Below are 23,618 nucleotides of genomic sequence, written 5' to 3' on the forward strand. Positions count from 1 at the left end.
CCGCCGAATCAGATGCTGCTTCAACCGTTGTCAGGCTATATCGATATAACTTCTGCTCATCAGTGTCGCGCTACAGCATTACCTTAGTGCCGAGTTCAACCACTTGGTTGGGTGGGAGATTGAAGAAGCTCGTCGCGCCTTCCGATTGGCGCGTCATCCATGAGAACAGCGCGCAACGCCAGGCGGACATGCCGCCGGGACCGTCCGCGACATTGGATCGCGCAACGAAGAAGGTGGTGGACATCGGTTCGAGTTCCACCCCGTGTGCCCCCAAACCCTGCAATGCCATGGGGATGTCCACTTCCTGGCGGAAACCGAAATGCAAAGCGACATCGTACATGCCGGGTGCGAGCTGGGTGACTTTCAGGCGCTCGGGCAACTCGATGTAAGGCACGTCCTCGGTCACCACATGCAGGAACAGGGTCTGCTCATGCAATACCTTGAAGTGCTTCAGGTTGTGGAACAGCGCACTGGGGACCATGGTCGGGTCGGCCGTCAGGTAGACCGCCGTACCCGGCACGCGCGGTACTTCTGGTTGTGTGCCGGAGATGAACAGGGACATCGGGATATCGATCTTGCGCCGTTGCTCGGAGATCAGCGAACTGCCGCGTTTCCAGGTCGAGAGCAGCAGGAACAGGAAGAGGCCGAACGCCAGCGGCATCCAGCCGCCGTGAAAGAGCTTGGTCAGATTGGAGCTGAAAAACATCAGCTCCAGCAACACGAATATCAGCAATGCGGGCAACAGCAGGGCACGCACCCGTCCCGGCACCATAATGGTGACGAAAATGGCCAGCAAGGTGGTGATGATCATGGTGCCGGACACGGCGATACCGTAGGCGGCAGCAAGTGCGTTGGAGGAGCCGAACTGGAACACGAGGACAATCACGCCGACCATCATCATCCAGTTCACGGCGGGAATGTAGATCTGTCCGCGCTGCGAATCGGAGGTGTGCTGGATGTACAGACGCGGTAGATAGCCCATGCGCATGGCTTGCAGGGTCATCGAATAAGCGCCGGAAATGGTGGCCTGCGAGGCGATCACTGTGGCGGCAGTGGCCAATACAACCAGGGGCAGCATGAACCATTCGGGCGATAACAGATAGAAAGGATTCTGGATGGCATCAGCCGAACGCAATACGAGCGCCCCTTGTCCGAAATAGTTAATGAGCAACGCCGGACACACCAGTCCGAACCACGCCATCTGAATCGGTTTGGAGCCAAAATGCCCCATGTCTGCATACAGTGCCTCGCCGCCGGTGAGCGCCAGGAACACGGCGGACAGCAGCATGAACATGCCTGCCGGATGTTCCAACGCGAAATGGATGGCATACATCGGATTCAGGGCATGTAGCACGCCGGGGTTTTGTGCGATGCTGAGGGCGCCGAGAACGGCCAGAGCCCCGAACCACAGCAATGTGATGGGGCCGAATAACTTGCCCATGCTGCCCGTACCGTGCCGCTGGATAAAGAACAGGCCGGTGAGCACGCCGACGGTGATCGGGATGATGAATTGCTCGAATGCCGGTGTGGCGACGCTGATACCTTCCACCGCCGAGAGCACAGAGATTGCCGGAGTGATCAGCGCATCGCCGTAAAACAAGGCTGCCGCAAAGATGCCCGCCGTGACGATCCACATTTTCCAGCGCGCGGTACCCTTTGACGAACGGTTTGCGAGTGCAGTCAGAGCGAGTACTCCGCCCTCGCCGTCGTTGTCGAACTTGAGCATGATCCACACGTATTTGATCGAGATGATCAGCATCATCGCCCAGAACAATGCGGATAAGGTTGCCAGCACGTTCGGCTCGTTAGGGGTCAACCCGTGCGGTCCAACGAAAGCTTCCTTGAATGCATACAATGGACTGGTGCCGATGTCGCCGTACACCACGCCGAGCGCGGCTAGCGCCAGTGATCCTGTCGAAGCCTTTTTATTCGCATGCTTCATATCCATCTTGTACTCCCTCCCCCGGCTTTTTTTATCTGTCTGCGCAAGAATGGGGCGGCACTCTACGCTTGATTATGTCCAAAAACAAACTTGGGCTTTGCACGAGAAACCCCTGGATTGTTATGACATATCAATTATATGGGTACTTGCTGCCTGTCGGCCGCGTTTCAAACCGGTTAGCAGTCTGGCTGACCGGTTCAAGCTTGTATATCGGGCCAGTCAGAATCTTTACAACATTTTTATATCCTCGGGATTCATCTATACATCATTTTGATCTGCAATTCCCTACCATGCATCTTGTGCTTTTTACGTTTTAGGGGAAAACAAATGGACTGGTTCTATCTATTGTTGATTCTGGCCCTCTTCGGCCTGAGCGTGCTGCTGATATACGGCATCGAGAAACTGGGGAGGCCGCAATGACCTTCTTCTATATCGTCGGCGCCATCGTAGCCTTGCTACTGGTGGTTTATCTCGTCGTTGCCTTGCTTAAACCGGAGTTGTTCTGATGAGCACCAACGGATTGCTGCAAATTACCTTGTACCTCGGTGTACTGATTGCCCTGACGAAACCACTCGGCTGGTACATGGCGCAAGTGTATGAAGGAAAACTGCCGGTGTTCGTGCGCTGGGTAGCGCCTGCCGAAAATCTCTTTTACCGCCTGTGTGGCGTGGACAGCACGCAGGAGATGCGCTGGACGCGCTATGCACTGGCGATGCTGTGGTTTGCGCTGCTCGGCGTGCTGGCAGTGTATGCCATGCAGCGCCTGCAGGGTATGCTGCCTTTGAATCCGCAAGGCTTGGCCGCGGTCAGTCCTGATTCTGCGTTCAACACGGCGATCAGTTTTATGACCAACACCAATTGGCAGGGCTATGGCGGCGAATCCACGATGAGCTATCTGGTACAGATGGCCGCGATGGCGGTGCAGAACTTCTTCTCTGCCGCTGCCGGCATGGCCGTGCTGGTGGCACTGATACGCGGCTTTGCGCGCCACACCACGGAAACCATAGGCAACTTCTGGGTGGATATGACGCGCAGCATTGTCTATATATTGTTGCCGCTCAGCATCGTGTTGGCGCTGGCGCTGGTCAGCCAGGGTGTGGTGCAGAACTTCTCTTCCTATCAAACCGTGCCTGCGGTGGAAACGGTCACTTACGACAATCCGAAAATGGATTCCGACGGTAACGCGCTGAAAGATACCGCTGGCAATCCGGTCACGGAAAAGGCGACAACGAAAGAGCAAGTCATCGCCATGGGGCCGGTTGCTTCGCAGGAAGCGATCAAGCAACTTGGGACCAACGGCGGCGGTTTCTTCAATGCCAACTCCGCTCATCCGTTCGAGAATCCCACACCGCTCTCCAATTTCCTGGCGATGATTGCGATGTTCCTGATCCCCGCCGCGCTGTGCTACACCTTCGGCAGCATGGTGGGTGACACACGCCAGGGTTGGGCGATCCTCGTGGCCATGACCATCCTGTTCGTCGGCTTCCTTGCCGTGACTGAATACGCCGAGCAGCAGGGCAATCCCGCCTTCACTGCGTTGGGTGTGGATCAAGATGCTTCTGCTACGCAGCCCGGCGGCAACATGGAAGGCAAGGAGACGCGCTTCGGCATCGTCAACTCCGCTTTGTTCGCCACCATCACCACGGCGGCTTCCTGCGGGGCGGTGAATGGAATGCACGACTCCTTCACGCCGCTGGGCGGGCTGGTTCCGCTGGCACAGATTCAACTGGGCGAAGTGATCTTCGGCGGGGTCGGTTCCGGCCTGTACGGCATGCTGGTGTATGCCGTGATCGCGGTGTTTCTCGCCGGACTGATGATAGGCCGCACTCCGGAATACTTGGGCAAGAAGATCGAGGCGTTCGATATCAAGATGGCATCTCTAGTAATCCTGATTCCGCCGATGATCATCCTCGGTGGGACTGCCTTGGCTGTCATGCTGGCTTCAGGCAAGGCGGGCGTCGCCAATCCCGGCGCTCATGGTTTCAGCGAGATCCTGTATGCGTTCTCGTCCGCGGTCGGCAATAACGGCAGCGCTTTCGCCGGGCTGTCGGCCAATACGCCTTTTTACAACATCGCGCTGGGCTTTGAGATGTTCGTCGGCCGCATCTGGCTGATGATCCCGGTGCTGGCGCTGGCGGGTTCGCTGGCGGCGAAGAAACGCATCCCCGCCAGCATAGGCAGCATGGCGACTCACACGCAGATGTTCGTCTGGCTGTTGATCGGCACGGTGTTGCTGGTGGGCGCGCTGAATTTTGTGCCTGCATTGGCATTGGGGCCGGTGATCGAACACTTGAACATGAGTAGGTTGGGTTAGGCGCAGTTTTTGCGCCGTAACCCAACATAAGCAGAGACCCTAAAATTGTCTGTTGGATTACGCGATGAAACCGCTAACCCAACCTACATGCTGACAGGAGATTTACATGACAACTAAAGCAATTCCGTTTCCCCTGTTCGAGCGCGACATCGTCAAGCAGGCCGTAGTGGATTCGTTCAAGAAGCTGAGTCCGCGCCAGCAAATGAAGAACCCGGTGATGTTCGTGGTGTGGGTGGGCAGCGTACTGACCACGGCGCTGTTCTTTCAGGCGCTGGGCGGGCACGGCGAAGCACCGTCCGGCTTCATCCTGGCGATAACGCTGTGGCTGTGGTTCACCGTGCTGTTCGCCAATTTCGCCGAAGCAGTGGCGGAAGGCCGCAGCCGTGCCCAGGCCGCCGCCATGCGCAGCGCCAAGCGCGACATCCAGGCCAAGAAGCTTATGCGTCCGAAGTATGGAGAACAGTACGTTCTGGCGCCCGGTTCCAGTTTGCGCAAGGACGATGTGGTGATGGTGGAAGCGGGAGATTTTATTCCGGGCGACGGCGAGGTGGTGGAAGGCGTGGCCTCGGTGGATGAGAGCGCCATCACCGGCGAAAGCGCACCGGTGATACGCGCCTCCGGCGGCGACTTCAGCGCGGTGACCGGTGGTACGCGCGTGCTGTCCGACTGGCTGGTGGTGCGCATCACCACCAATCCGGGAGAGACCTTCCTGGATCGCATGATCGCGATGGTGGAAAGCGCCAAGCGCCAAAAGACGCCAAACGAGATCGCGCTCACCATATTGCTGGTGGCGATGACGCTGATCTTCCTGTTCGTCACCGTCACCCTGTTGCCGTTTTCCATCTACAGCGTCGAGGTGGCAGGGGCAGGGCAACCGGTCAGCATCACCGTACTGGTGGCACTGTTGGTGTGCCTGATCCCGACCACGATCGGCGGTCTGCTCTCCGCCATTGGCGTGGCCGGCATGGGTCGCATGCTGCAGAAGAACGTGATCGCAACGAGTGGACGTGCGGTGGAAGCGGCAGGCGATGTGGATGTATTGCTGCTGGACAAGACCGGCACGATTACATTGGGCAATCGCCAGGCCAGCAACTTCCTGCATGCCAGCGGTGTGACCGAGGCGGAGTTGGCCGATGCGGCACAGCTGGCCTCGCTGGCCGACGAAACGCCGGAAGGCCGCAGTATTGTTGTTTTAGCCAAGGAAAAATTCGGCCTGCGCGAACGCAACATCCACGAGATGGGCGCGACCTTCGTTCCGTTCAGTGCGCATACACGCATGAGCGGAGTGAATATGGATAGCCGTCAGATACGCAAAGGTGCGACTGACGCCATTCGCAATTACGTGATCGATCTTGGCGGCATCTTTCCAGCCGATGTCATCAATACCGTGGACACCGTCTCGCGCCGCGGCAGCACGCCGCTGGTGGTGGCGGATGGAATCAAAGTGCTGGGCGTGATCGAGCTCAAGGATGTGGTCAAGGGCGGCATCAAGGAACGCTTCGCCGAACTGCGCCGCATGGGCATCAAGACCATCATGATCACCGGCGACAACCGGCTCACTGCAGCCGCTATTGCCGCCGAAGCGGGCGTGGACGACTTCCTCGCCGAAGCCACACCGGAAGCCAAGCTCAAACTGATACGCGAACATCAGGCGCAGGGCAGGCTGGTGGCAATGACGGGCGACGGCACCAACGACGCCCCGGCGCTGGCGCAGGCCGACGTGGCAGTGGCCATGAACACCGGCACGCAAGCCGCCAAGGAAGCGGGCAACATGGTGGACCTGGATTCCAACCCGACCAAGCTGATCGAGATCGTGGAGACCGGCAAACAGATGCTGATGACCCGCGGCTCGCTGACCACCTTCAGCATCGCCAACGATGTGTCGAAATATTTCGCCATCATTCCGGCAGCCTTCGCTTCCACCTATCCTGCGCTGGGCAAGCTCAACGTGATGGGGCTGGCGACGCCGTCCAGCGCGATCCTGTCCGCCGTGATCTTCAACGCGCTGATCATCATCGCGCTGGTGCCGCTGGCGCTGAAGGGCGTGAAATACCGCGCCATCGGGGCGAATGTGCTGCTGCGCAACAACCTGTTGATCTACGGGCTGGGTGGCCTCATCGTCCCTTTCGTTGGCATCAAGCTGATCGACCTGTTGCTGGTCGCGCTGCATCTGGTTTAAACATTATGCGAAACCAATTACTCCGTCATTCCGGCCTGCGCCGGAATGACGACTAAGCGAATAGAAAGGAAATGACATGCTGAAAGAACTACGTCCCGCTGTAATGAGCTTCCTGCTGCTCTCGTTGCTTACGGGCCTCGCTTACCCCTTGCTGGTGACCGGCATCTCGCAGCTGACCATGCCGACCAAAGCCAACGGCAGCCTGATCCTGCAAGACGGCAAGCCGGTCGGCTCCAGCCTCATCGGCCAGTCGTTCTCCGACCCGAAATATTTCTGGAGCCGTCCTTCGGCGACCGGCCCGATGCCCAACAACGCATCCGCTTCCGGCGGTTCCAATCTGGGTCCGACCAACCCGGCGTTGCCGGACGCAGTAAAGGCCAGGATGCAAGCCCTGCGCGATGCCGATCCTGGCAATACGAAGCCGGTTCCGGTCGACCTGGTGACCGCGTCCGCCAGCGGCCTCGATCCGCACATCAGTCCTGCGGCAGCCGAATACCAGCTTGCCCGCGTGGCGCGCGTGCGCAACCTCAACCCGGATGCCTTGCGCAAGCTGGTGGCGGAACACACTGAAGGCCGTCAGTTCGGCATCTTGGGTGAGCCGCGGGTGAATGTACTGGAACTCAATCTGGCGCTGAATACGATGCGTTAAGACTGGATCGAAGAGCACCGTTATTGGGATAAGGTTGGGCATTCGAGCACATCCGTTTTGGCGTGATAGATGATTTGTGCTGCGATATGATGCTGCTGTGCGCGTGGTCAAAAACGTGATGTAAACAAATACGTGACCATACTGCTTGCGCACAACAATAATTCATTGCCAAAGGGGAGCGAAATGAAACCGATCACAGGGATGGTTCTCGCATCGCTGGCTATGCTGGCGAACAAGGCACAAGCTGTAATCGCCATGCCGGAAAGGGAACATGTGCAAACGATAGTCTGGATAGTTGAAGCTGTAACGTTTGTCACGATCGCGGCAGTTTTCTGGTTTGTCTGGCGCCTTAGTATGCGGGCAAAGGAAAACAGAAAGACTAGGCAGGAAGATTGATCGAGGGGCGCGAATCGGCTGCCAAGAACTGACATAGATCATGAAAAAAATGACCATCAGCGACAATATGAAGAAGTACGGCTATTTCTGCGCATTCAGTATCATGGCAATCGGGGTGATTTATGATTTCACTATTCTAATTGTTCATAAGATTGAACCGGCATCTCACTATATTGTTTTATCGTTGTCGATGATTACTATCCAATTTTCCTTTTTAAGGATGGTAATTCCAGATGTACTATATTTTGTAATTTACTATGGTTTTGCTTTTCTAATATTTCGCCGTATCTGGCTAATTATCAGATTGAGAAAACTATCAATGCCAAGTACATTGACTGCGCCATTATGGGGAATTATTTTTATTTCACTTATCCTGATAGTTATTTCATTAGCTTTTAGTCTTGGTAGTTTGGTGTTAACTAATTTATTTGGCGGCACGATTTATGGAACTGCCATAGCAGGTATTTTGAAGGTGCCCGCATTAATTCTATTGCCTATCGGCATCGGTTCGGTTGAATTCTTTAGTTTGCTATTTGACAGATCATCTACAGATAGTCGTCTGAACGAAATATCCAACGACGCTTCGTAAATGACTTTATGACTGTCCGTTGTCGGGAAACTTGAACGTCGTCTTTGGGTTAAATGCAGAAGTTAGACCGACTATGCTCACATTGTTTGGATAAATAACAGACCAGCCACCATGCTACTTAATTGCGTTGCCTACCAGAACGGCGTCAAGCTCGCCGACCTCGCTGTCGAAGAAATCAGCGATTACCTCGAACGCAAGGATTGTTTCGTCTGGGTGGCGCTGCGCGACACGACCGATGCCGAACTTGAAACGATGCAGAAGGAATTCGGGCTGCACGATCTGGCGGTCGAGGACGCGCGGCACGGTCACCAGCGGCCCAAGATCGAGGAGTATGGCGATACGCTGTTCATGGTGATGCACGTCGTGGAGTCCGATCAGTCCGAATTGACGGTCGGCGAGATTAATATTTTCGTCGAGCGCAACTTCATCCTTTCGATCCGCAATCGCACCAGGCAGGGTTTTCTCGGGGTGCGCGAACGCTGCGTGCGTGAGCCGGAACTGTTGCGGTTGGGCTCGGGTTTTGTGCTTTACGCCTTGATGGATGCCGTAGTGGATCGTTACTTCCCGGTGATCAATGAACTGGAGTCGCAACTGGAAGCCATCGAAGAACGCCTGTTCGACAAGAACGCCGCGCTTGCCAATATCGAGCAGTTGTATGAACTCAAGCGCAAGGTCGTGGTGCTCAAACATGCAGTATTGCCGCTGATGGAAGCGACCGGGAAACTGCATGGCGGGCGCGTGCCGCCAGTTTGTGCCACCACCCAGGATTATTTTCGCGATGTGTATGACCATCTGGCGCGCATCAATTCCACGGTAGACGCCATGCGTGACACGATCACCACCGCGATCCTGGTGTCCCAGTCCACGGTATCCATTGAACAGAACGAGATCAACAAACGCCTGGCTGCCTGGGCCGGTATTTTTGCCGTCGCCACCGCCTTTGCCGGCATCTGGGGCATGAATTTCCGCAACATGCCGGAACTGTCGCTTGAATACGGCTATCCGCTCGCGCTGTCCGTAATCATTGGCACTTGCGGCTATCTGTACTACCGCTTCAAGAAGTCCGGCTGGCTGTAATCCGCCCGAGAAAATAATGGCCGACCAACGCCCCGACCCCGACGCACTGCTGGAAAAAGTGCAGCGCGAGGAAGCAAAGCGCCGCCGCGGCCGACTGAAGATATTCTTCGGCGCTTCCGCCGGTGTCGGCAAGACTTTCGGCATGTTGCTGGCAGCGCGCGAGCGCCGTGCGGAAGGTCTGGACGTGGTGGCGGGCTATGTGGAAACCCACAAACGTATCGAGACCGAGCGCTTGCTGGAAGGGCTGGAGATCCTGCCGCAACGCATGGTGGACTGCCAGAATACGACATTGCGCGAGTTCGATCTGGATGCCGCGCTCAAGCGCCACCCTGCGCTGATCCTGGTGGACGAATTGGCCCACACCAATGCGCCGGATTCGCGCCATCCCAAGCGCTGGCAGGATGTGGAGGAATTGCTGGATGCGGGGATCGACGTCTACACCGCAGTCAATGTCCAGCACATCGAAAGCCTGAACGACATCATTTCGCAGATCACCGGCATCCCGGTGTGGGAGACTGTGCCCGATGCGGTACTGGAGGGTGCGAATGAGATCGAGCTGATCGACCTGCCTCCGGACGAGTTGTTGCAGCGGCTGAAGGAAGGCAAGGTCTATCTGCCGCAGCAGGCAGAACGTGCAGCGCAGAATTTCTTCCGCAAGGGCAACCTGATCGCGTTGCGCGAACTGGCGTTGCGGCGCACGGCAGATCGGGTGGATGCGCAGATGCGCGACTACCGCCAGGATAACGCCATCCAGAATGTGTGGCAGGTGAAGGAGCGTTTGCTGGTCTGCATCGGGCCGGGCAACAATGCGGAGAATCTGGTGCGTGCCGCGTATCGCCTGGCGCAGATGCTGAAGGCGGAGTGGGTCGTGGTGTATGTCGAAACGGCGAAGCTGCAAGGTCTTTCCAAAGAACAGCGCGATGCCATATTGCGCACGCTGAAGCTGGCGGAAGAACTGGGTGCGGAAACCGCAACGCTGAGCGGCTACAAACTGGCCGAGGAAGTGATCGCCTATGCCCGTACCCGCAATGCCACCCGTATTGTGCTGGGCAAGCCGACACGGAGCGGGTGGAGGCGCTGGCTGTTCGGGTCGCTGGTCGACACCATCATCCGTCAGGCCAGGGACCTCGACATCCATGTGGTGGGCAAGGAGTCTAATTTCCTGTCGCAGGCAAGGGAGAATCCCTATTTCTCGCGCAGCCGCCTGTATCTCGGGTTGGCTTCCGAGGAACAGCACCCGATATTCAAATGGCGTATCGGCCATCTGTGGGCGGTCGTGGCGACGGCGATTTGTACTGCGATCGCATGGCTCATGTTCGATCATTTCGATCTGGCCAACCTGATCATGGTCTACCTGTTGGGCGTGGTGGTGGTGGCCGCGCGTTACGGGCGCAGCCCCTCGGTGCTGAGTTCGTTTCTGGGCGTGGTGCTGTTTGATTTCTTCTTTGTGCCGCCGCGCTTCAGTTTCGCCGTTGCGGATAGTCAATATCTGGTGACTTTCGCGGTCATGCTGCTGGTCGCGCTGGTGATCAGCAGCATGACCGCGAGCACCCGTCACCAGGCCAAGATAGCGGGTCACCGCGAACGCCGGATCGCATCGCTATTTGCGCTGAGCCGCGAACTGGCCGCGACACGCGGCGAAGAGAACATCCTGCGCATCGCGGTCAGGCATGTGGCGGAGGTTTTCGAGGCGCAGGCGGTCGTGTTGCTGCCCGATGCAACGGGACGCATCGTTTACCCCAGCGACGAGGGCACTCCGCAATCCTGCCACGGCAGCGATCTGAGCGTGGCGCAATGGGTGTATGACCACGGGCAGATGGCGGGACAGGGGACGGACACCTTGCCGGGAGGCGACGTGGTTTATCTGCCGCTACCGGGCTCTTCCGGAATGATAGGCGTGTTGGCATTGCTGCCGCTGAACCCGGCGCGGATCGCGCTGCCCGAGCAGCAGCGGCTGCTGGAAACTTTCGTGAGCCAGATCGCGCTGGCGCTGGAGCGGGTCAGGCTGGCGGCGGAAGCGCACGTCGCGCAACTCAAAATGGAAACCGAGCAATTGCGCAATACCTTGCTGTCGGCGATCTCGCATGATTTGCGCACGCCACTGGCGGCGATCGTCGGTGCCTCCAGCAGCCTGGTGCGCGACAGCGACAAGCTCGACGATCAGGCCCGGCGTGAACTCGGCCAAGCCATCTATGACGAGGCCATCCGCATGGCCGGTCTGGCGAACAACCTGCTGGACATGGCAAGGCTGGAGGCGGGGGCGGTTGTGCTGAACCGGCAATGGCAACCGCTGGAAGAAGTCGTCGGCGGAGCACTGGCAGGAATGGGCACTCGCATGGCCAACCATCCGGTCAACGTCAGGTTGCCGCGCGATCTGCCGTTGGTAGAGATCGACAGCCTGATGATGGAGCGGGTGTTTGCTAACCTGCTGGAAAATGCGGTGAAATACACCCCACCCGGAACCGCTTTCGAAATATCTGCCGGAACCGACCAGAACGAACTGGTCGTGACCGTCTCCGATCACGGCCCCGGGATACCGGCGGGAGAAGAAGAGCGCATCTTCGAAAAATTTCACCGCGTCGCAAGGGAAGGCAGTCAGGGCGGTGCGGGTCTGGGACTGACGATCTGCCGTGCCATCGTGGAGGCGCACGGCGGACGGATGTGGGCGGATAACCTGCCATCGGGCGGCGCGGCATTGCACTTCGCATTGCCGTTATCCGAGCCGCCTTCGATCGAACATGAAGAAGTCACTCGTCCATGAGCAAGGTCGCCACCATTATCGTTGTCGAGGATGAAGCGCAGATACGCCGCTTCCTGCGCACGACGCTGGCTTCTGAAGGCTATCAGGTTGTCGAGGCGGAAACCGGCAAGCAGGGATTGGCCGAAGCCGCGACGCGCAAGCCGGACCTGATCATTCTCGATCTCGGCCTGCCCGATATGGATGGCGTCGAAGTCGTCAGAGGAATACGCGCATGGTCCTCCGTTCCAGTCATCATTCTTTCTGCGCGTTCGCAGGAAAGCGACAAGATCTCCGCGCTGGATGCGGGAGCGGATGACTATCTGGTCAAGCCTTTCGGCGTCGGCGAGTTGCTGGCAAGGATACGCGTGGCGTTGCGACATTTCTCTGCGGGGAGTGCGGATGAAGGCGTCTTTTCGGTGGATGAGTTGAAGGTGGACACGGTGCATCGAAAAATCACGGTCGCCGGTGCCGAAGTTCACCTCACCCCGATCGAATACCGTCTGCTGACGGTGTTGATCAAGCACGCGGGCAAGGTGCTGACGCACCAGTTGCTGCTCAGGGAAGTCTGGGGCCCGAATTACGTGGAGCGCGCCCACTATCTGCGCATCTATATGGGCACTCTGCGTCACAAGCTGGAGAAAGACCCGGCGCGGCCGCGCTTCTTGTTAACTGAAGTTGGAGTTGGTTACCGGTTGGCGGTTGATTGAAACGCCCGACACAATCGATGCAGCATTCGTAGTATTCGTAGGTCGGGTTAGCGCAGCGTAACCCGACATGAATTCAAAACAACGTCGGGTTACGCTGCGCTAACCCGACCTACGGACCACGGACTATGTCAGTTTGGTGCGCTCGATGTTGCAGCGAGCGCATCGTTCAGTGGTGACGAGTTTGCCCTGCTTCACATCAAAGCGCTGTCCCGCCATCGTTTGCCATTTATGGAAACCGGATTGACATAGTGTGATGCCATCGGCCTTGGATTGGCGGTGTTTGCGCCGAGCAGAGTCGAGATTGACGATGTTGGTCATTGCCAAATTTGCAGGAAAAGTTACTTGTGCTGCTTGATTGCAGCCGCGCTTTCCGCCACCAGATCCCAGCCGCGGTAGATCATGCCGCTGTACATCTGCACCAGTGCAGCGCCTGCCTGCATTTTTTCCAGCGCATCAGCACCCTTCAGGATGCCACCCACGCCGATGATGGGCAGAGCGCCTCGCAGTTCGGCAGCGAGTTGGCGGATGACGGCGGTGGATTTTTCGCGTACCGGCGCGCCGCTCAGGCCGCCGGTCTCGTTGCCGTGAGGCAGGTTCTCCACGCCTTCGCGCGACAAGGTGGTGTTGGTGGCGATCACGCCGTCGATGCGGTGCTTGATAAGCAGCGCGGCGATATTCTTGATCTGATCTGCATCCAGATCGGGAGCGATCTTCACGGCCAGCGGTACGTACTTGCCATGCTGTTGTGCCAGCTTTTCCTGCTCGGCCTTTAACTGCGCGAGCAATGCATCCAGTTCGTCGCCGCCTTGTAATTGGCGCAGGTTCTTGGTGTTGGGCGAGGAGATATTGATGGCGACATAGCTGGCGTAGGCATATACCTTGCGCAGGCAGATCAGGTAATCGTCCGCCGCTTTCTCGATGGGGGTATCCGCGTTTTTGCCGATGTTGATGCCGAGTATGCCTTTGAATTTCGCGCGCTTCACGTTCCCGATGAGCGCATCCACGCCGTCGTTGTTGAAGCCCATGCGGTTGATGATGCCCTGCGCCTGCGGCAGCCGGAACAAGCGCGGTTTGGGATTGCCGGGTTGCGGGCGAGGCGTCACGGTGCCGATCTCGATGAAGCCGAAACCGAGCGCGGCGAGCGGGTCGATATAGCCGCCGTTTTTGTCCAGCCCCGCTGCCAGTCCGATCGGGTTCGGGAAGTTCAACCCCATCACCGTGCGCGGATCATCGGCGGGACGCTTGACGACAAATGGCAGCGTGCCCAGGCAATGAGCCGTTCTCAGCGCATCCAGCGTGGCGTGGTGGGCTGTTTCTGGATCAAGCGCGAACAGGGCGGGGCGGAGCAATTGGAACATCTACAGGTCTTTCTTGGTGACGATGGGGATGGGGAACGGTTTTTTCTTGAAAGCGTTGGTGCGCTTTTTGCCGCGCCAGTTCTCGGCGACGACATCGCTGACTTGCAAACAGAGCAAGCCGAACAGTGCGAGACCGGCGATGAGTTCCCCGGTGTTCGCAACAAGGTAGATCGTTCCCCCGCTCAGGCGATACGCCGCCAGCGCGATGCCGCCGACCGCGATGCCGGAGACAGCGCCAAGCAATACGCGGCTCCAGTCGCCTTGTGCCAAGCCGGAGAAGACGGTGCTCTCATGCCACAGCAATTGCAGCGCGACGAGCAACAGCAAGGGAGCGGCCCAGAACAACCAGCCCAAATGGTTTATCCAGATCGTTCCCCCGACCAATCCAGCCAGCGCGGCGAGCAAAAGAAGCATCGCGGCAGTCTCGCCAGGTATTGCGGGCAAAGCGAATCGGCGCGTGCTTAGCCGAACCAGACCGGGCAACCCCGCCAGCCACAGGCGCGTGATCAGTATGGCGGGCAACAGTGCCGTTCCGCATAGTGCGGCGAGCAGCAGTGCTGCCGTATCCGAACCTGCCGGGGTGAACCACGCGCCTGCGAAGAGGTTCAGATAGGCGAGCAGGATGCAAATGGACATCCCTGCCACGCCATTCCAGAGCAGATAGCCGCGTTGCGAACGCAACAGGCTGTTGCCGGCGCGATGGAACGTGAGCGTGTCGAGCAGAATGCTGAAGACGATGATAGTCATGATGCCGGACAGTGCAGGCAACCAGACTGCACCAGCGACAGGAGCGGGTGCATCCCATCCCTGCCCGGAGAGGGAAATTGCCAAGGGAGGCAGAAGTAATAGCGCAACAATGAATGCGGTGATGCGGTTTCTCATGATTGTTCCTTTTGCAGAATGCCCTGCCATACGCCGTCCTGCAAACCCTGCAGCGGCTGGAAATTGGCCTTGTAAGCCATCTTGCGGCTGTCCGCTATCCAGTAACCGAGATAGAGGTAGGGTAACTGCAATTTACGGCATAGCTCGATTTGCCACAGCACATTGAATGTGCCGAAGCTCGAATGCGGAATATCCGGATCGTAGAAGGTATAGACCGCAGACAAGCCGTCCTGCAGTACATCTACCACGCTGACCATGCGCAACGCTTCGTTTTCCCGAAACTCCACCAGCAGGGTGTCGACGTGGCTTTGCAGCAGGAAGTTGCGGTATTGCTCGGGGCTGTCGTCGTCCATGCCCCCGTTGCGGTGGCGTGCCTCCTGATAGCGGCGATACAGCTCGAAATATTCCGTTTTGTCCTTCAAGGCGTGCAGCGTGACATTCAGCCCGCTGTGCTGTTTTCGGCTGCGGCGTTGCGAGCGCGTAGGCTTGAAATCGTCGACCGCCACACGTACCGGCACGCATTGATGGCAGGTGTCGCAGCGCGGACGATAGGTGAAAGTGCCGCTGCGACGGAAGCCGTTGCGCACCAGCTCCGAATAAATCGGTGTGGTGATGAGGAAGCTGGGGGTGGCCACCTGCGAACGCGCTTCGAGCCCCTCCAGGTAACTGCACGGGTAGGGCGCGGTCAGGTAGAGATGCAATGCGGAAAGCTGAATGTCCTTGAGCAGGCTCATGTGAATAGGTCGTCGTCAAAACGCCAGGCGGTTACAGGTGCATAGTTTATCAATTCTTGCAGGCGAGCGATAAATTCCTTGCGCGGAATCTCGCGGGCGCCCAGCGAAGCCAGATGTGGCGTGTTCATCTGACAGTCGATCATGCCGAAATCCCATCTTTTGAGTTGCGCGGCGAGGTGGGCCAGGGCGATCTTGGATGCGTCCGTCCTGCGGCTGAACATGGATTCGCCATAGAACATCCTGCCCAGTGCAAGTCCATAGAGTCCGCCTGCGAGCTGGCCATCCGTCCATGTCTCTATGGAATGCGCATAGCCCAGCCGGTGCAATTCGCAATAGGCGCCGATCATCTCCTCGTGTATCCACGTGCCATTGGCTCCTTCCCGGGGTGCGGCGCACGCGCGCATGACCTGCTCGAAGGCAGTGTCTGTGCGGACTTCATGGCTGCCCTTGCGCAGAGTCTTGCGCAAAGAGTGCGATAGCTTGAATTCTCCGGGGAAAAGCACCATGCGCGGGTCGGGACTCCACCACAGTATGGTTTCGCCCTCGCTGAACCACGGGAAGATGCCGTGACGATAGGCTTCCAGCAGACGCGTAGCGGAAAGGTCGCCGCCCGCCGCGAGCAGGCCGTTGGGGGAGCGCAACGCTTGAGTGACCGGCGGGAAGAAAATGCGATGTTCCAGTAGGGGAATCATGATGAAATAAAAGTTATAGGCCTTTTTGCATATAGTCAGGGTTGCCGATTTGTGCTTATATTATGGCCCATACAAGGTGCGCAGACGCTGGGAGACGAGATGTTGGGCATTTTCGGCAAGAAATCGGATCATCCTCTGGCGGATATGAAGTCTGCATTGCAAGTGCTTGAGGAAATCCCGAAGAACGATGCGCTGAACGCTGTGCAGGAACTGACGGGATGGATCGAGACCATCGTCGAATTGGCCGATGAATTGCGCCTGGACCATGAATATGCCGTGCTGCGCATGTTCGACGAAACGGCGCAACAGTTTGTGCGCAAACTGTTGCGCGACTACTTCACGATTCAACCTCTTTCGAAATTTCAGGAAAACCGCCTATGGATGGTGCTGAACGATTTCTATATCCAGAGTGAACTGGCCCACCATAGCGTGCTGACACGCTTTCGCAACGGCGAGCGGGGCGCTTCCGGCATCAAACCCGAATTGGCCACTTTGACTGCGCGCGGCATCGCGGCTTTGACCGGTCGCCTGAAGATGGCTGTAGCGCGCTACGCCCTGGTTGAGTCCGTGCTATGGCAACACCTGTCGGAGTTTTACGGCCACGCCGAAATGAACGGCTACCAGAACGATGCCGTACCTTTGTATGCCGGGGTATCCGGCAATACTTCCGTGACCCAGGAATTTACCGCTTTGCTGACCTGGTACGGTGTGAGTGCGGGCGTATTGAGCCCCTTGCAGGAACACATCACCGAGCGTCTGGTCGCTTATGCGAATGACGGCCTGACGGTATATGACCAATACAATGCCAATGGCATATTCCTGTTCGATCTTTCGCAGCCCACCCCGCCCATGCGCATCGCCGCCGATGCCACATTGCATCCGGCGTTGCGCTTTCTGGTTGCAGGCAAAGCAATGGAAAAATTTCACGAGCTGAGCAAAATACTGGACAAGGGTATCGTGCCGGACTATGTCCAGTTCAATGGAGCGAACTACGAGGCAGAACTGGTGCAGGAGATATTGCATCGCCTGATCGCCAATCTGACCCAGCCGCCTCCGACACGCCGCAATCCGCGCCGCAAGATCAACGTCAACCTGAAGGTGGCAAACGGCTTTTTCAAGATGCTGGAAAAGACCGATCTGAGCCTGAACTTCAGTTCAGACTCGGGAGATATTTGGGACGTGGAGGATATCAGCGTAACGGGTTTCCGCAGCGTGGTTCCCCTTGTTCGCGTGGACGGTATCAAGATCGGTTCGCTGATCGGCAGCAAGCCGGAAAACGTTCCGCACTGGGGCGCGGGCATCGTGCGCAGGCTGAGTCGCGACGAGAATAACAATCTGCATATCGGCGTGGAAGTATTGAGCACACAGATTACAGGAGTATCGCTATCAGACCGTGTCCATACTCTCAATGATGATGCGCAAATTGCGATATTCCTGAACCGGCCTGCCGATACCAGCGGGGAAGCATGGTTGCTGATGAAGCCGGACACATTTTCGCCCAATCGCAGTCTGAATATGGAACTGGGAGGCAAGGGCTACCTGTTGCTTCCCCTGTCTCTGGTTGAAACCGGCGACGATTACGACCTGGCGCGCTACCGCCGCATGGAACAGGACACCACTACCGAATAAGATGTCATTCGGACAATCTTCGCGTCAGCCATAGTTCAATATCACGTATTTCCTCGGGGCAGACTGAATGCGGCATGTCGTAGCTGTGCCACTCCAGTTCATAGCCCTGCCGCAGCAGTTCATCTGCAGAGGCGCGCCCGAAATCGTGGGGAATCACCGTATCGCTCCGGCCGTGTGCCATGAAAATGGGAGTGAGCTTTGCAGCGTCGTCTGCTTCTGAATGGAGTGTTTGCGGCAGCGGCAGATAAGTGGAGAGCGCCAATATTCCGCCCAGCCTTTCTTTATGCCGCAGCCCGGTAAAAAGCACGACCGCGCCTCCCTGAGAAAATCCGGCAAGGAAAATATTCTTTGCTGCTACGCCCCGCTGTCTTTCCTGTGCAATCAATTTTTCGATCTCAGCCTGCGAGGCGCGAATTCCGGCTGCGTCTTCATGTCTGCCGATGTTGGCGGATATTTCGGCAGAGGCAGTTCCGACCAGGATGTCGTACCAGGCGCGCATTACGTAACCGCCGTTAATAGTCACGGGGCGCATAGGTGCATGTGGGAAGATGTATCGCACCGCGACCGGCAGTTCCATTTCATCGGCGACGGGAACAAAATCCTCGCCATCCGCCCCCAGTCCATGCAACCAGATAATGCAGTGTTTCGGGTCGGTTCCCGTGTCCAGGGTGATGCAGGGGAGGGTTGAGGTCATTTTTTGGCCCGAATTTTGAGGCGAAGCTCTTGGATTGAGAGTCAGGCTAAGGTAGTCTGAACATGTGCCGATAATAAGTATTAGGCACGTATAAAAATAACAGAAAAATAACAGAGTTGGGGGAGTAATGAAAAGACATATCACACCGACCACCGTCGAACGGGTCATGCGCGAAGACGATTTTATCGTCTCCACGACCGATCCGAAGGGGATCATCACGTACTGCAACCGTATCTTCATCGAGTTTTCCGGCTACAGCGAATCGGAACTCCTCGGCACGCAGCACAACATCATCCGCCATCCGGATATGCCGCGAGCCGTATTCAAGCTGCTGTGGGACAAGATACAGAACCGCGAAGAGTGTTTTGCCTACGTCAAGAACATGGCCAAGGACGGCAGTTTTTATTGGGTTTTTACCAACGTTACGCCAACTTTCGATCCTGCGGGAAATATAACGGGATATTTCTCGGTGCGCCGAAAACCGAAACAGAGCGGTGTACAGACTGCGACTGCTGTTTATGCCGCCATGCTGGAAGCGGAAAAAAGGCCGGTGCAGCAAATGCAATCGCTGCTGCGACCAAGGTGCTGGTCGATATATTGAATGAGAAAGGACTCGGCTATGATGAACTCGTCCTTGCAATTTAAATTTTCCTTGCTGCTGTGGTCGTTTTCCGCCGGTACGCTGGCGATCATCCTGACCAGTTTCGCTTTGCATGGTGTGGATATGTTCATGGCCGCTTTTCTGGTGATCAGCTTTGCAGTTTCGGCCTGGGGGCAATGGCTGGTAAGGCAATGGATGACGCCTGTTTCGAAATTGAAGAATGTGGTCGATGAAGTCGCCCAGGGCAGGTTCAACAGTCGTGTGACTGGAATAGCAGAAAGTCGCGACGAGCTCAGTCTGTTGTGCTGGAGCGTGAACGATATGCTGGATCAGTTGAATACTTTTTTCCGCGAGCAGGAAACAAGCTTCCGCTCCAACCTGGAGGGCAAGTTTTACCGCGAGTCTGTGCACGGGGGCCTGCGCGGCGGATTCAAGAAAGGTCTGGAGAACCAGAATGTCCTGCTGGAGGGAATGTCGGAACAAAAGCAGAGCGCGATGCGATCGAGGTTATTGTCGCAGGCGCATGAGCTCAATACCAATAATCTGTTGAAGAACCTGGTATCCAGCCAGCAAGACTTGCGCGTGATCACCGACAATATGGAGCAACTCGCGACACTGTCCAAGCGCACCCGTGAAGATGCGGATGAGAGCCGCACTTCTGTGAGCGATGTGGTGCAGCGCTTGTCCGGCATTGTCGAACGGGTAAATCATGCCAACAAGGCGATCACCGAGTTGAATGCACGCAGTTCCGAAATCAACAAGGCAGTCGGCTTGATCAACTCCATTGCCGACCAGACCAATTTGCTGGCATTGAACGCCGCTATCGAGGCGGCCAGGGCCGGAGAGGCGGGGCGCGGTTTCGCCGTGGTGGCGGACGAGGTGCGTAAACTGGCCGAGAACACCAAAAATGCGTCCGAATCCATCGGACGCATCATGCAGATGCTGCAGGGGGAGGCTTCCAAGATGCTGGTGGATTCGGAGGAGATGCGCGAGATCGCCAATTCGTCGCAAGGTGTCATTGGGCAGCTGGAACAAAAATTTGGTCACTTTTACGAGTCTGCGGTCACAACCCTGAACGGTGCGCGTTATGCACAGGACCTCAGTTTTGCATCGCTGGTAAAAGTCGATCACGTTGTTTACAAGCAACGATCCTATGTGTTGATAGGTAGCAAGGACAATGCGGAATTCAGGAAGGCCGTGGAGGTCGATCATCACGATTGCCGCTTGGGCAAATGGTACGAGGGGGCGGGCAAGGCGGTTTTCGGCGATACGCCCACGTTCAGGCAACTGCTTGCGCCGCACGCAAAGGTGCACGACTCAGTGCATACGGCGGTGGCGCTAATGGATCAGAAGTGGGAAAACGATGCGGCGATTCAAGACCAGATAATTACTGCCATGAACTCGGCAGAAGAGGCGAGCATCACTGTGATGCAGTGTCTGGACAAGATCGTCGAGGAAAAACACCCGCACATGCTCAAGAGTGCGTAAGCAGCCTGTGCGGTGTCCGGCCGGATTTATGCCGGTTCGGGAATGATGTCGCGCAGTACCTGAAAGAGTTCGCGATAGCTCTTGGGAGGCTTCAAAGCCTCCTTTTCCTTTTGAGCATTGCGTATCAATGTGCGCAGATGCTGTGCATCGGCGTCGGGATGTGCGGCAAGGAATTCGGTGAGGGCATCCGGTTGCTCCAGCAGGCGGTCGCGCCAGTGTTCGACCTGATGCAGCCAGGCGGTATGTTGCCGCGATACACCATTCCAGGCATCCAGTTTGGCGAGGATGGGGGCGGGCTCCACGTCCCGCATCAACCGGCCGATGTATTGCAGTTGGCGATTGAGCGCACCGAATTTGGTCATGCGTTTGTATTCGATGACCGCTTCCAGCAAATTTTCCGGCAGGGCCAGTTCGAACAGTTTCTCCTTGGACAGTCCGGTCAGCGTCTTGCCGAGGTCCTGCAATTCGAGCATCTGCTTCTTGATCTTGGTTTTGCTGGGCGGTAGTTCTTCTTCCAGCTCGTCGTTGTGTTGTTGGCGCGTGTTCATGGGGTCGGTAAGAATCAACAGATGTTGCTATGATAGCGCCTCCCGACGAACCAGCCGCTTGAATTTTATGAACTCTTCTGTTTTAAACGCTTCGAACGATCGCGACATCCTGAAACAACTCGTATCCGATATCGTCCTTTATGCCCGCGAACAGGGTGCTTCAGCCAGTGCGGCAGAAGTTTCTGAAGGCTTCGGGCAGACCGTCACGGTGCGGCAGGGCAAAGTCGAAACGATCGAATACAACCGTGACAAAGGCATGAGTATCAGTGTCTACATCGGCCAGCGGCGCGGCAATGCCAGTACCTCTGACTTTTCCAGACAGGCCGTGCGCGATACCGTCGATGCCGCGCTCAACATCGCCCGCTACACCGCGGAAGATGATTGCGCCGGATTGCCGGATGCCGACCAACTCGCCACCGAATTCCCCGATTTGGACTTGTATCACCCGTGGACGTTGAACGTGGAACAGGCCATTGAACTGGCGAGCGAGTGCGAACAGGCTGCGTTCCGTACCGACAAGCGCATCAATAACTCCGAGGGCGCGACCGTCAACGTCAGCGAAGGGCTCTTTGTGCAGGCGAACAGCCTGGGCTTCATCGGAGGCTTTCCCAGCTCGCGCCACAGCGTCAGTTGCTCGGTGATCGCCGGGAAAGGAGACGGCATGCAGCGCGATTACTGGTATGGGTCCGCACGCGATGCGCGCGAGATATTGAAAGTGGAAGAGATCGGTCGTATCGCCGCCGAGCGTACCGTGCGCCGCCTGAACGCGCGCAAGCTGGACACCATGCAGTGCCCCGTTCTGTTCGAAGCGCCTGTTGCGGGTGGTCTGTTCGGCCATTTCGTCGGCGCAGTGAGCGGTGGCAGCCTGTACCGTAAATCCTCATTCCTGCTGGACCAACTGGATAAGCCCGTCTTTTCCCGAAACATCCGCATCGAAGACGTGCCGGACATCAAGCGTGGCCTCGCCAGCAGTGTCTTTGACGACGAAGGCGTGCGTACTCGCCGCCGTGCCGTGGTGGAGGAAGGCGTTCTGCGCGGCTATTTCCTCGGCAGTTATTCCGCACGCAAACTCGGTATGCAGACCACCGGTAACGCTGGCGGCACGCACAACCTAATCGTGCAGCCGGGTGAGCTGGATTTCAACGGACTGTTGCGCAAGATGCAGCGCGGACTACTGGTCACCGAACTGCTCGGACACGGCGTCAATCCGGTGACCGGCGACTATTCTCGCGGTGCGGCGGGTTTCTGGGTCGAACATGGCGAGATCCAGTATCCGGTTGAAGAGATCACCATCGCAGGCAACCTCAAGGACATTTACAAACATATAGTCGCTGTCGGTAATGATGTTCTGGTGCAGGGCTCGCGCCAATGCGGCTCGGTGCTGATCGAGAATATGATGGTGGCCGGGCGTTAATGTCGTACGGGGTCAAGGTGCGGTTCAAGAGGCAGGTTATATTTAGGTTGACTTGCTTGTCCATGTCTGGTTATAACATTATTGGCGAAGTGGTTAGTATTTGTCTCTCAAAATAAGGAGGAATAAGGCATGGGCTTTTTTTCAAGATTATTCGGGAGCGATGAGAGTAACTCGGCAAAAATCCGCGAGACGATTCGTTCCGAGGTCAATATTACCGAATGTATCGACGCGCATATGAAGTGGAAGGGCCGATTGCAGAGCTATCTGGATGGAACATCCAAAGAGCAATTGGATCCCATGGTTATTTGTCGCGATGATCAATGCGTTTTGGGCAAGTGGATACACGGACCTGCATTGAATTATTTTCATAACGATGAAGGTTTTCATAAGTTGCGCTCCGACCATGCAAACTTTCATTTTGTGGCGGGCTCTGTGGTTAAGAAGGTGCAGGAAAACGATCGTGCGGGTTCAGATGCGCTGTTGAAAAACGAGTATGCACGAGCATCTCGCGACGTGATTCAGGATCTGACGGAGTTGAACAAACATCTGCAGGAGTCTGAATAGCCGGAGGATTTAAAGAAAGAAATTTCCAGGTTGGATTGAGTGTACGCAGGCAATCTGTTGTTGCTAACCAGTATCCTGCCCTCACCGTATTTTTTGAGTACTCGAAGATTCATTTCCCTCAAACAAAAGAGCCACATTCTCAGGAATGTGGCTCTTTTGTTTGAGGGTACACCGTACTTCGCTTTTCGCTCCGGGAGCGAGTTGGTCAGAGGGTCTCTTTTTGCGCGGGCTCGGGAGAATTCATGATGTTGCCCGCAGCCAGTCCGACGAGGGTGATACCTATAATCACGAATACCATCCCGATTGATTTGCCAAATACAAATCCACCCAGCAACCACAGGATGACTGAAGCGATAATTGCAATAACAAGTGTGCGTGTCTTGGAATTCATATTTCAACCTTTCTAGTCAAATTCAATCTG

Annotated in this window: 22 protein-coding genes and 3 pseudogenes; 16 read left to right on the forward strand and 9 right to left on the reverse strand. The window is 56.7% G+C overall.

The features are described 5' to 3' along the window. Positions 1-70: 70 nt before the first annotated feature. A complete protein-coding gene (locus QOY30_RS04215; RefSeq protein WP_283746027.1) occupies positions 71-1,942 on the reverse strand; it encodes a potassium transporter Kup in 1,872 nt (623 codons plus the stop codon). A 416-nt stretch (positions 1,943-2,358) separates the two neighbouring features. On the opposite strand from QOY30_RS04215, the gene kdpF reads away from it, so the two are divergent. From kdpF to kdpE, 9 genes are all read left to right on the forward strand, one after another. Next, positions 2,359-2,448 carry a K(+)-transporting ATPase subunit F gene (kdpF, locus tag QOY30_RS04220; RefSeq protein WP_283743383.1) on the forward strand — a complete coding sequence of 30 codons (90 nt, stop codon included), beginning with the start codon at positions 2,359-2,361 and terminating at the stop codon, positions 2,446-2,448. Beyond that, positions 2,448-4,256, forward strand: coding sequence for a potassium-transporting ATPase subunit KdpA (gene kdpA, locus QOY30_RS04225; protein WP_283743384.1), 1,809 nt, complete (start codon positions 2,448-2,450; stop codon positions 4,254-4,256). Before kdpF ends, kdpA begins: the two co-directional genes overlap by 1 nt. A gap of 106 nt (positions 4,257-4,362) precedes the next feature. Beyond that, on the forward strand, positions 4,363-6,435 hold the full coding sequence (kdpB, locus tag QOY30_RS04230) for a potassium-transporting ATPase subunit KdpB (protein ID WP_283743385.1): 2,073 nt from the start codon (positions 4,363-4,365) through the stop codon (positions 6,433-6,435). A gap of 76 nt (positions 6,436-6,511) precedes the next feature. Beyond that, positions 6,512-7,084: a potassium-transporting ATPase subunit KdpC gene (kdpC, locus tag QOY30_RS04235; protein WP_283743386.1), complete on the forward strand. Its 573-nt coding sequence runs from the start codon at positions 6,512-6,514 to the stop codon at positions 7,082-7,084. Positions 7,085-7,267: 183 nt separating this feature from the next. Continuing rightward, positions 7,268-7,480 (forward strand): hypothetical protein, encoded by a 213-nt coding sequence (locus tag QOY30_RS04240; protein WP_283743387.1) that lies wholly within the window; start codon positions 7,268-7,270, stop codon positions 7,478-7,480. Between the two features lie 40 nt (positions 7,481-7,520). Then, positions 7,521-8,069: a hypothetical protein gene (locus QOY30_RS04245; protein WP_283743388.1), complete on the forward strand. Its 549-nt coding sequence runs from the start codon at positions 7,521-7,523 to the stop codon at positions 8,067-8,069. A 111-nt stretch (positions 8,070-8,180) separates the two neighbouring features. Beyond that, positions 8,181-9,146 (forward strand): magnesium/cobalt transporter CorA, encoded by a 966-nt coding sequence (gene corA, locus QOY30_RS04250; protein ID WP_283743389.1) that lies wholly within the window; start codon positions 8,181-8,183, stop codon positions 9,144-9,146. A gap of 16 nt (positions 9,147-9,162) precedes the next feature. Next, positions 9,163-11,907: a DUF4118 domain-containing protein gene (locus QOY30_RS04255; protein ID WP_283743390.1), complete on the forward strand. Its 2,745-nt coding sequence runs from the start codon at positions 9,163-9,165 to the stop codon at positions 11,905-11,907. Then, positions 11,904-12,593 carry a two-component system response regulator KdpE gene (gene kdpE / locus QOY30_RS04260; RefSeq protein WP_283743391.1) on the forward strand — a complete coding sequence of 230 codons (690 nt, stop codon included), beginning with the start codon at positions 11,904-11,906 and terminating at the stop codon, positions 12,591-12,593. The genes QOY30_RS04255 and kdpE overlap by 4 nt, the downstream gene beginning before the upstream one ends. A 123-nt stretch (positions 12,594-12,716) precedes the next feature. Here kdpE and QOY30_RS04265 read toward each other — a convergent pair whose 3' ends face one another. Genes QOY30_RS04265 through aat form a run of 5 tightly spaced genes read right to left on the reverse strand, consistent with a single transcriptional unit; the run spans position 12,717 to position 16,259 of the window. Further along, complete coding sequence (locus QOY30_RS04265; protein ID WP_283743392.1) at positions 12,717-12,911, reverse strand: hypothetical protein; 195 nt, start codon at positions 12,909-12,911, stop codon at positions 12,717-12,719. Positions 12,912-12,931: 20 nt separating this feature from the next. Continuing rightward, a complete protein-coding gene (locus QOY30_RS04270; protein ID WP_283743393.1) occupies positions 12,932-13,951 on the reverse strand; it encodes a quinone-dependent dihydroorotate dehydrogenase in 1,020 nt (339 codons plus the stop codon). Beyond that, positions 13,952-14,833 (reverse strand): hypothetical protein, encoded by an 882-nt coding sequence (locus tag QOY30_RS04275; RefSeq protein ID WP_283743394.1) that lies wholly within the window; start codon positions 14,831-14,833, stop codon positions 13,952-13,954. Next, on the reverse strand, positions 14,830-15,567 hold the full coding sequence (locus QOY30_RS04280; RefSeq protein WP_283743395.1) for an arginyltransferase: 738 nt from the start codon (positions 15,565-15,567) through the stop codon (positions 14,830-14,832). Before QOY30_RS04280 ends, QOY30_RS04275 begins: the two co-directional genes overlap by 4 nt. Further along, positions 15,564-16,259: a leucyl/phenylalanyl-tRNA--protein transferase gene (gene aat / locus QOY30_RS04285; RefSeq protein WP_283743396.1), complete on the reverse strand. Its 696-nt coding sequence runs from the start codon at positions 16,257-16,259 to the stop codon at positions 15,564-15,566. The genes QOY30_RS04280 and aat overlap by 4 nt, the downstream gene beginning before the upstream one ends. A gap of 99 nt (positions 16,260-16,358) precedes the next feature. Here aat and QOY30_RS04290 point away from each other — a divergent pair, with 99 nt between their 5' ends. Next, a complete protein-coding gene (locus tag QOY30_RS04290) occupies positions 16,359-17,888 on the forward strand; it encodes a cyclic-di-GMP receptor FimW-related protein (RefSeq protein ID WP_283743397.1) in 1,530 nt (509 codons plus the stop codon). Between the two features lie 4 nt (positions 17,889-17,892). On the opposite strand, the gene QOY30_RS04295 is transcribed toward QOY30_RS04290, so the two are convergent. Then, on the reverse strand, positions 17,893-18,582 hold the full coding sequence (locus tag QOY30_RS04295) for an alpha/beta hydrolase (RefSeq protein ID WP_283743398.1): 690 nt from the start codon (positions 18,580-18,582) through the stop codon (positions 17,893-17,895). Between the two features lie 127 nt (positions 18,583-18,709). On the opposite strand from QOY30_RS04295, the gene QOY30_RS04300 reads away from it, so the two are divergent. The 4 genes and pseudogenes from QOY30_RS04300 to QOY30_RS18100 all read left to right on the forward strand — a co-directional run. Further along, complete coding sequence (locus QOY30_RS04300; protein WP_283743399.1) at positions 18,710-19,183, forward strand: PAS domain-containing protein; 474 nt, start codon at positions 18,710-18,712, stop codon at positions 19,181-19,183. A 129-nt stretch (positions 19,184-19,312) separates the two neighbouring features. Next, a pseudogene (locus tag QOY30_RS18090) lies at positions 19,313-19,510 on the forward strand (HAMP domain-containing protein); the annotation flags it as partial. Continuing rightward, positions 19,505-20,149, forward strand: a pseudogene (locus QOY30_RS18095) (methyl-accepting chemotaxis protein); the annotation flags it as partial. The pseudogenes QOY30_RS18090 and QOY30_RS18095, both read left to right, overlap by 6 nt. A 174-nt stretch (positions 20,150-20,323) precedes the next feature. Beyond that, positions 20,324-20,671, forward strand: a pseudogene (locus tag QOY30_RS18100) (CZB domain-containing protein); the annotation flags it as partial. 26 nt (positions 20,672-20,697) lie between these two features. On the opposite strand, the gene yjgA reads toward QOY30_RS18100, so the two are convergent. Further along, complete coding sequence (yjgA, locus tag QOY30_RS04310) at positions 20,698-21,219, reverse strand: ribosome biogenesis factor YjgA (RefSeq protein ID WP_283743401.1); 522 nt, start codon at positions 21,217-21,219, stop codon at positions 20,698-20,700. A gap of 67 nt (positions 21,220-21,286) precedes the next feature. Between yjgA and pmbA the strand changes: the two genes are divergently transcribed. Both pmbA and QOY30_RS04320 read left to right on the forward strand, forming a co-directional pair. Then, positions 21,287-22,633 carry a metalloprotease PmbA gene (pmbA, locus tag QOY30_RS04315; RefSeq protein ID WP_283743402.1) on the forward strand — a complete coding sequence of 449 codons (1,347 nt, stop codon included), beginning with the start codon at positions 21,287-21,289 and terminating at the stop codon, positions 22,631-22,633. A 129-nt stretch (positions 22,634-22,762) separates the two neighbouring features. After that, the gene (locus tag QOY30_RS04320) at positions 22,763-23,197 is read left to right on the forward strand and encodes a CZB domain-containing protein (protein ID WP_283743403.1); all 435 of its coding nucleotides are present in this window, start codon (positions 22,763-22,765) and stop codon (positions 23,195-23,197) included. A 205-nt stretch (positions 23,198-23,402) separates the two neighbouring features. On the opposite strand, the gene QOY30_RS04325 is transcribed toward QOY30_RS04320, so the two are convergent. Beyond that, positions 23,403-23,588 (reverse strand): hypothetical protein, encoded by a 186-nt coding sequence (locus QOY30_RS04325; RefSeq protein ID WP_283743404.1) that lies wholly within the window; start codon positions 23,586-23,588, stop codon positions 23,403-23,405. Between the last annotated feature and the right edge of the window lie 30 nt (positions 23,589-23,618).

This window comes from Sideroxydans sp. CL21, from assembly GCF_902459525.1.
In the GTDB taxonomy this organism is placed as follows: Bacteria; Pseudomonadota; Gammaproteobacteria; order Burkholderiales; family Gallionellaceae; genus Sideroxyarcus.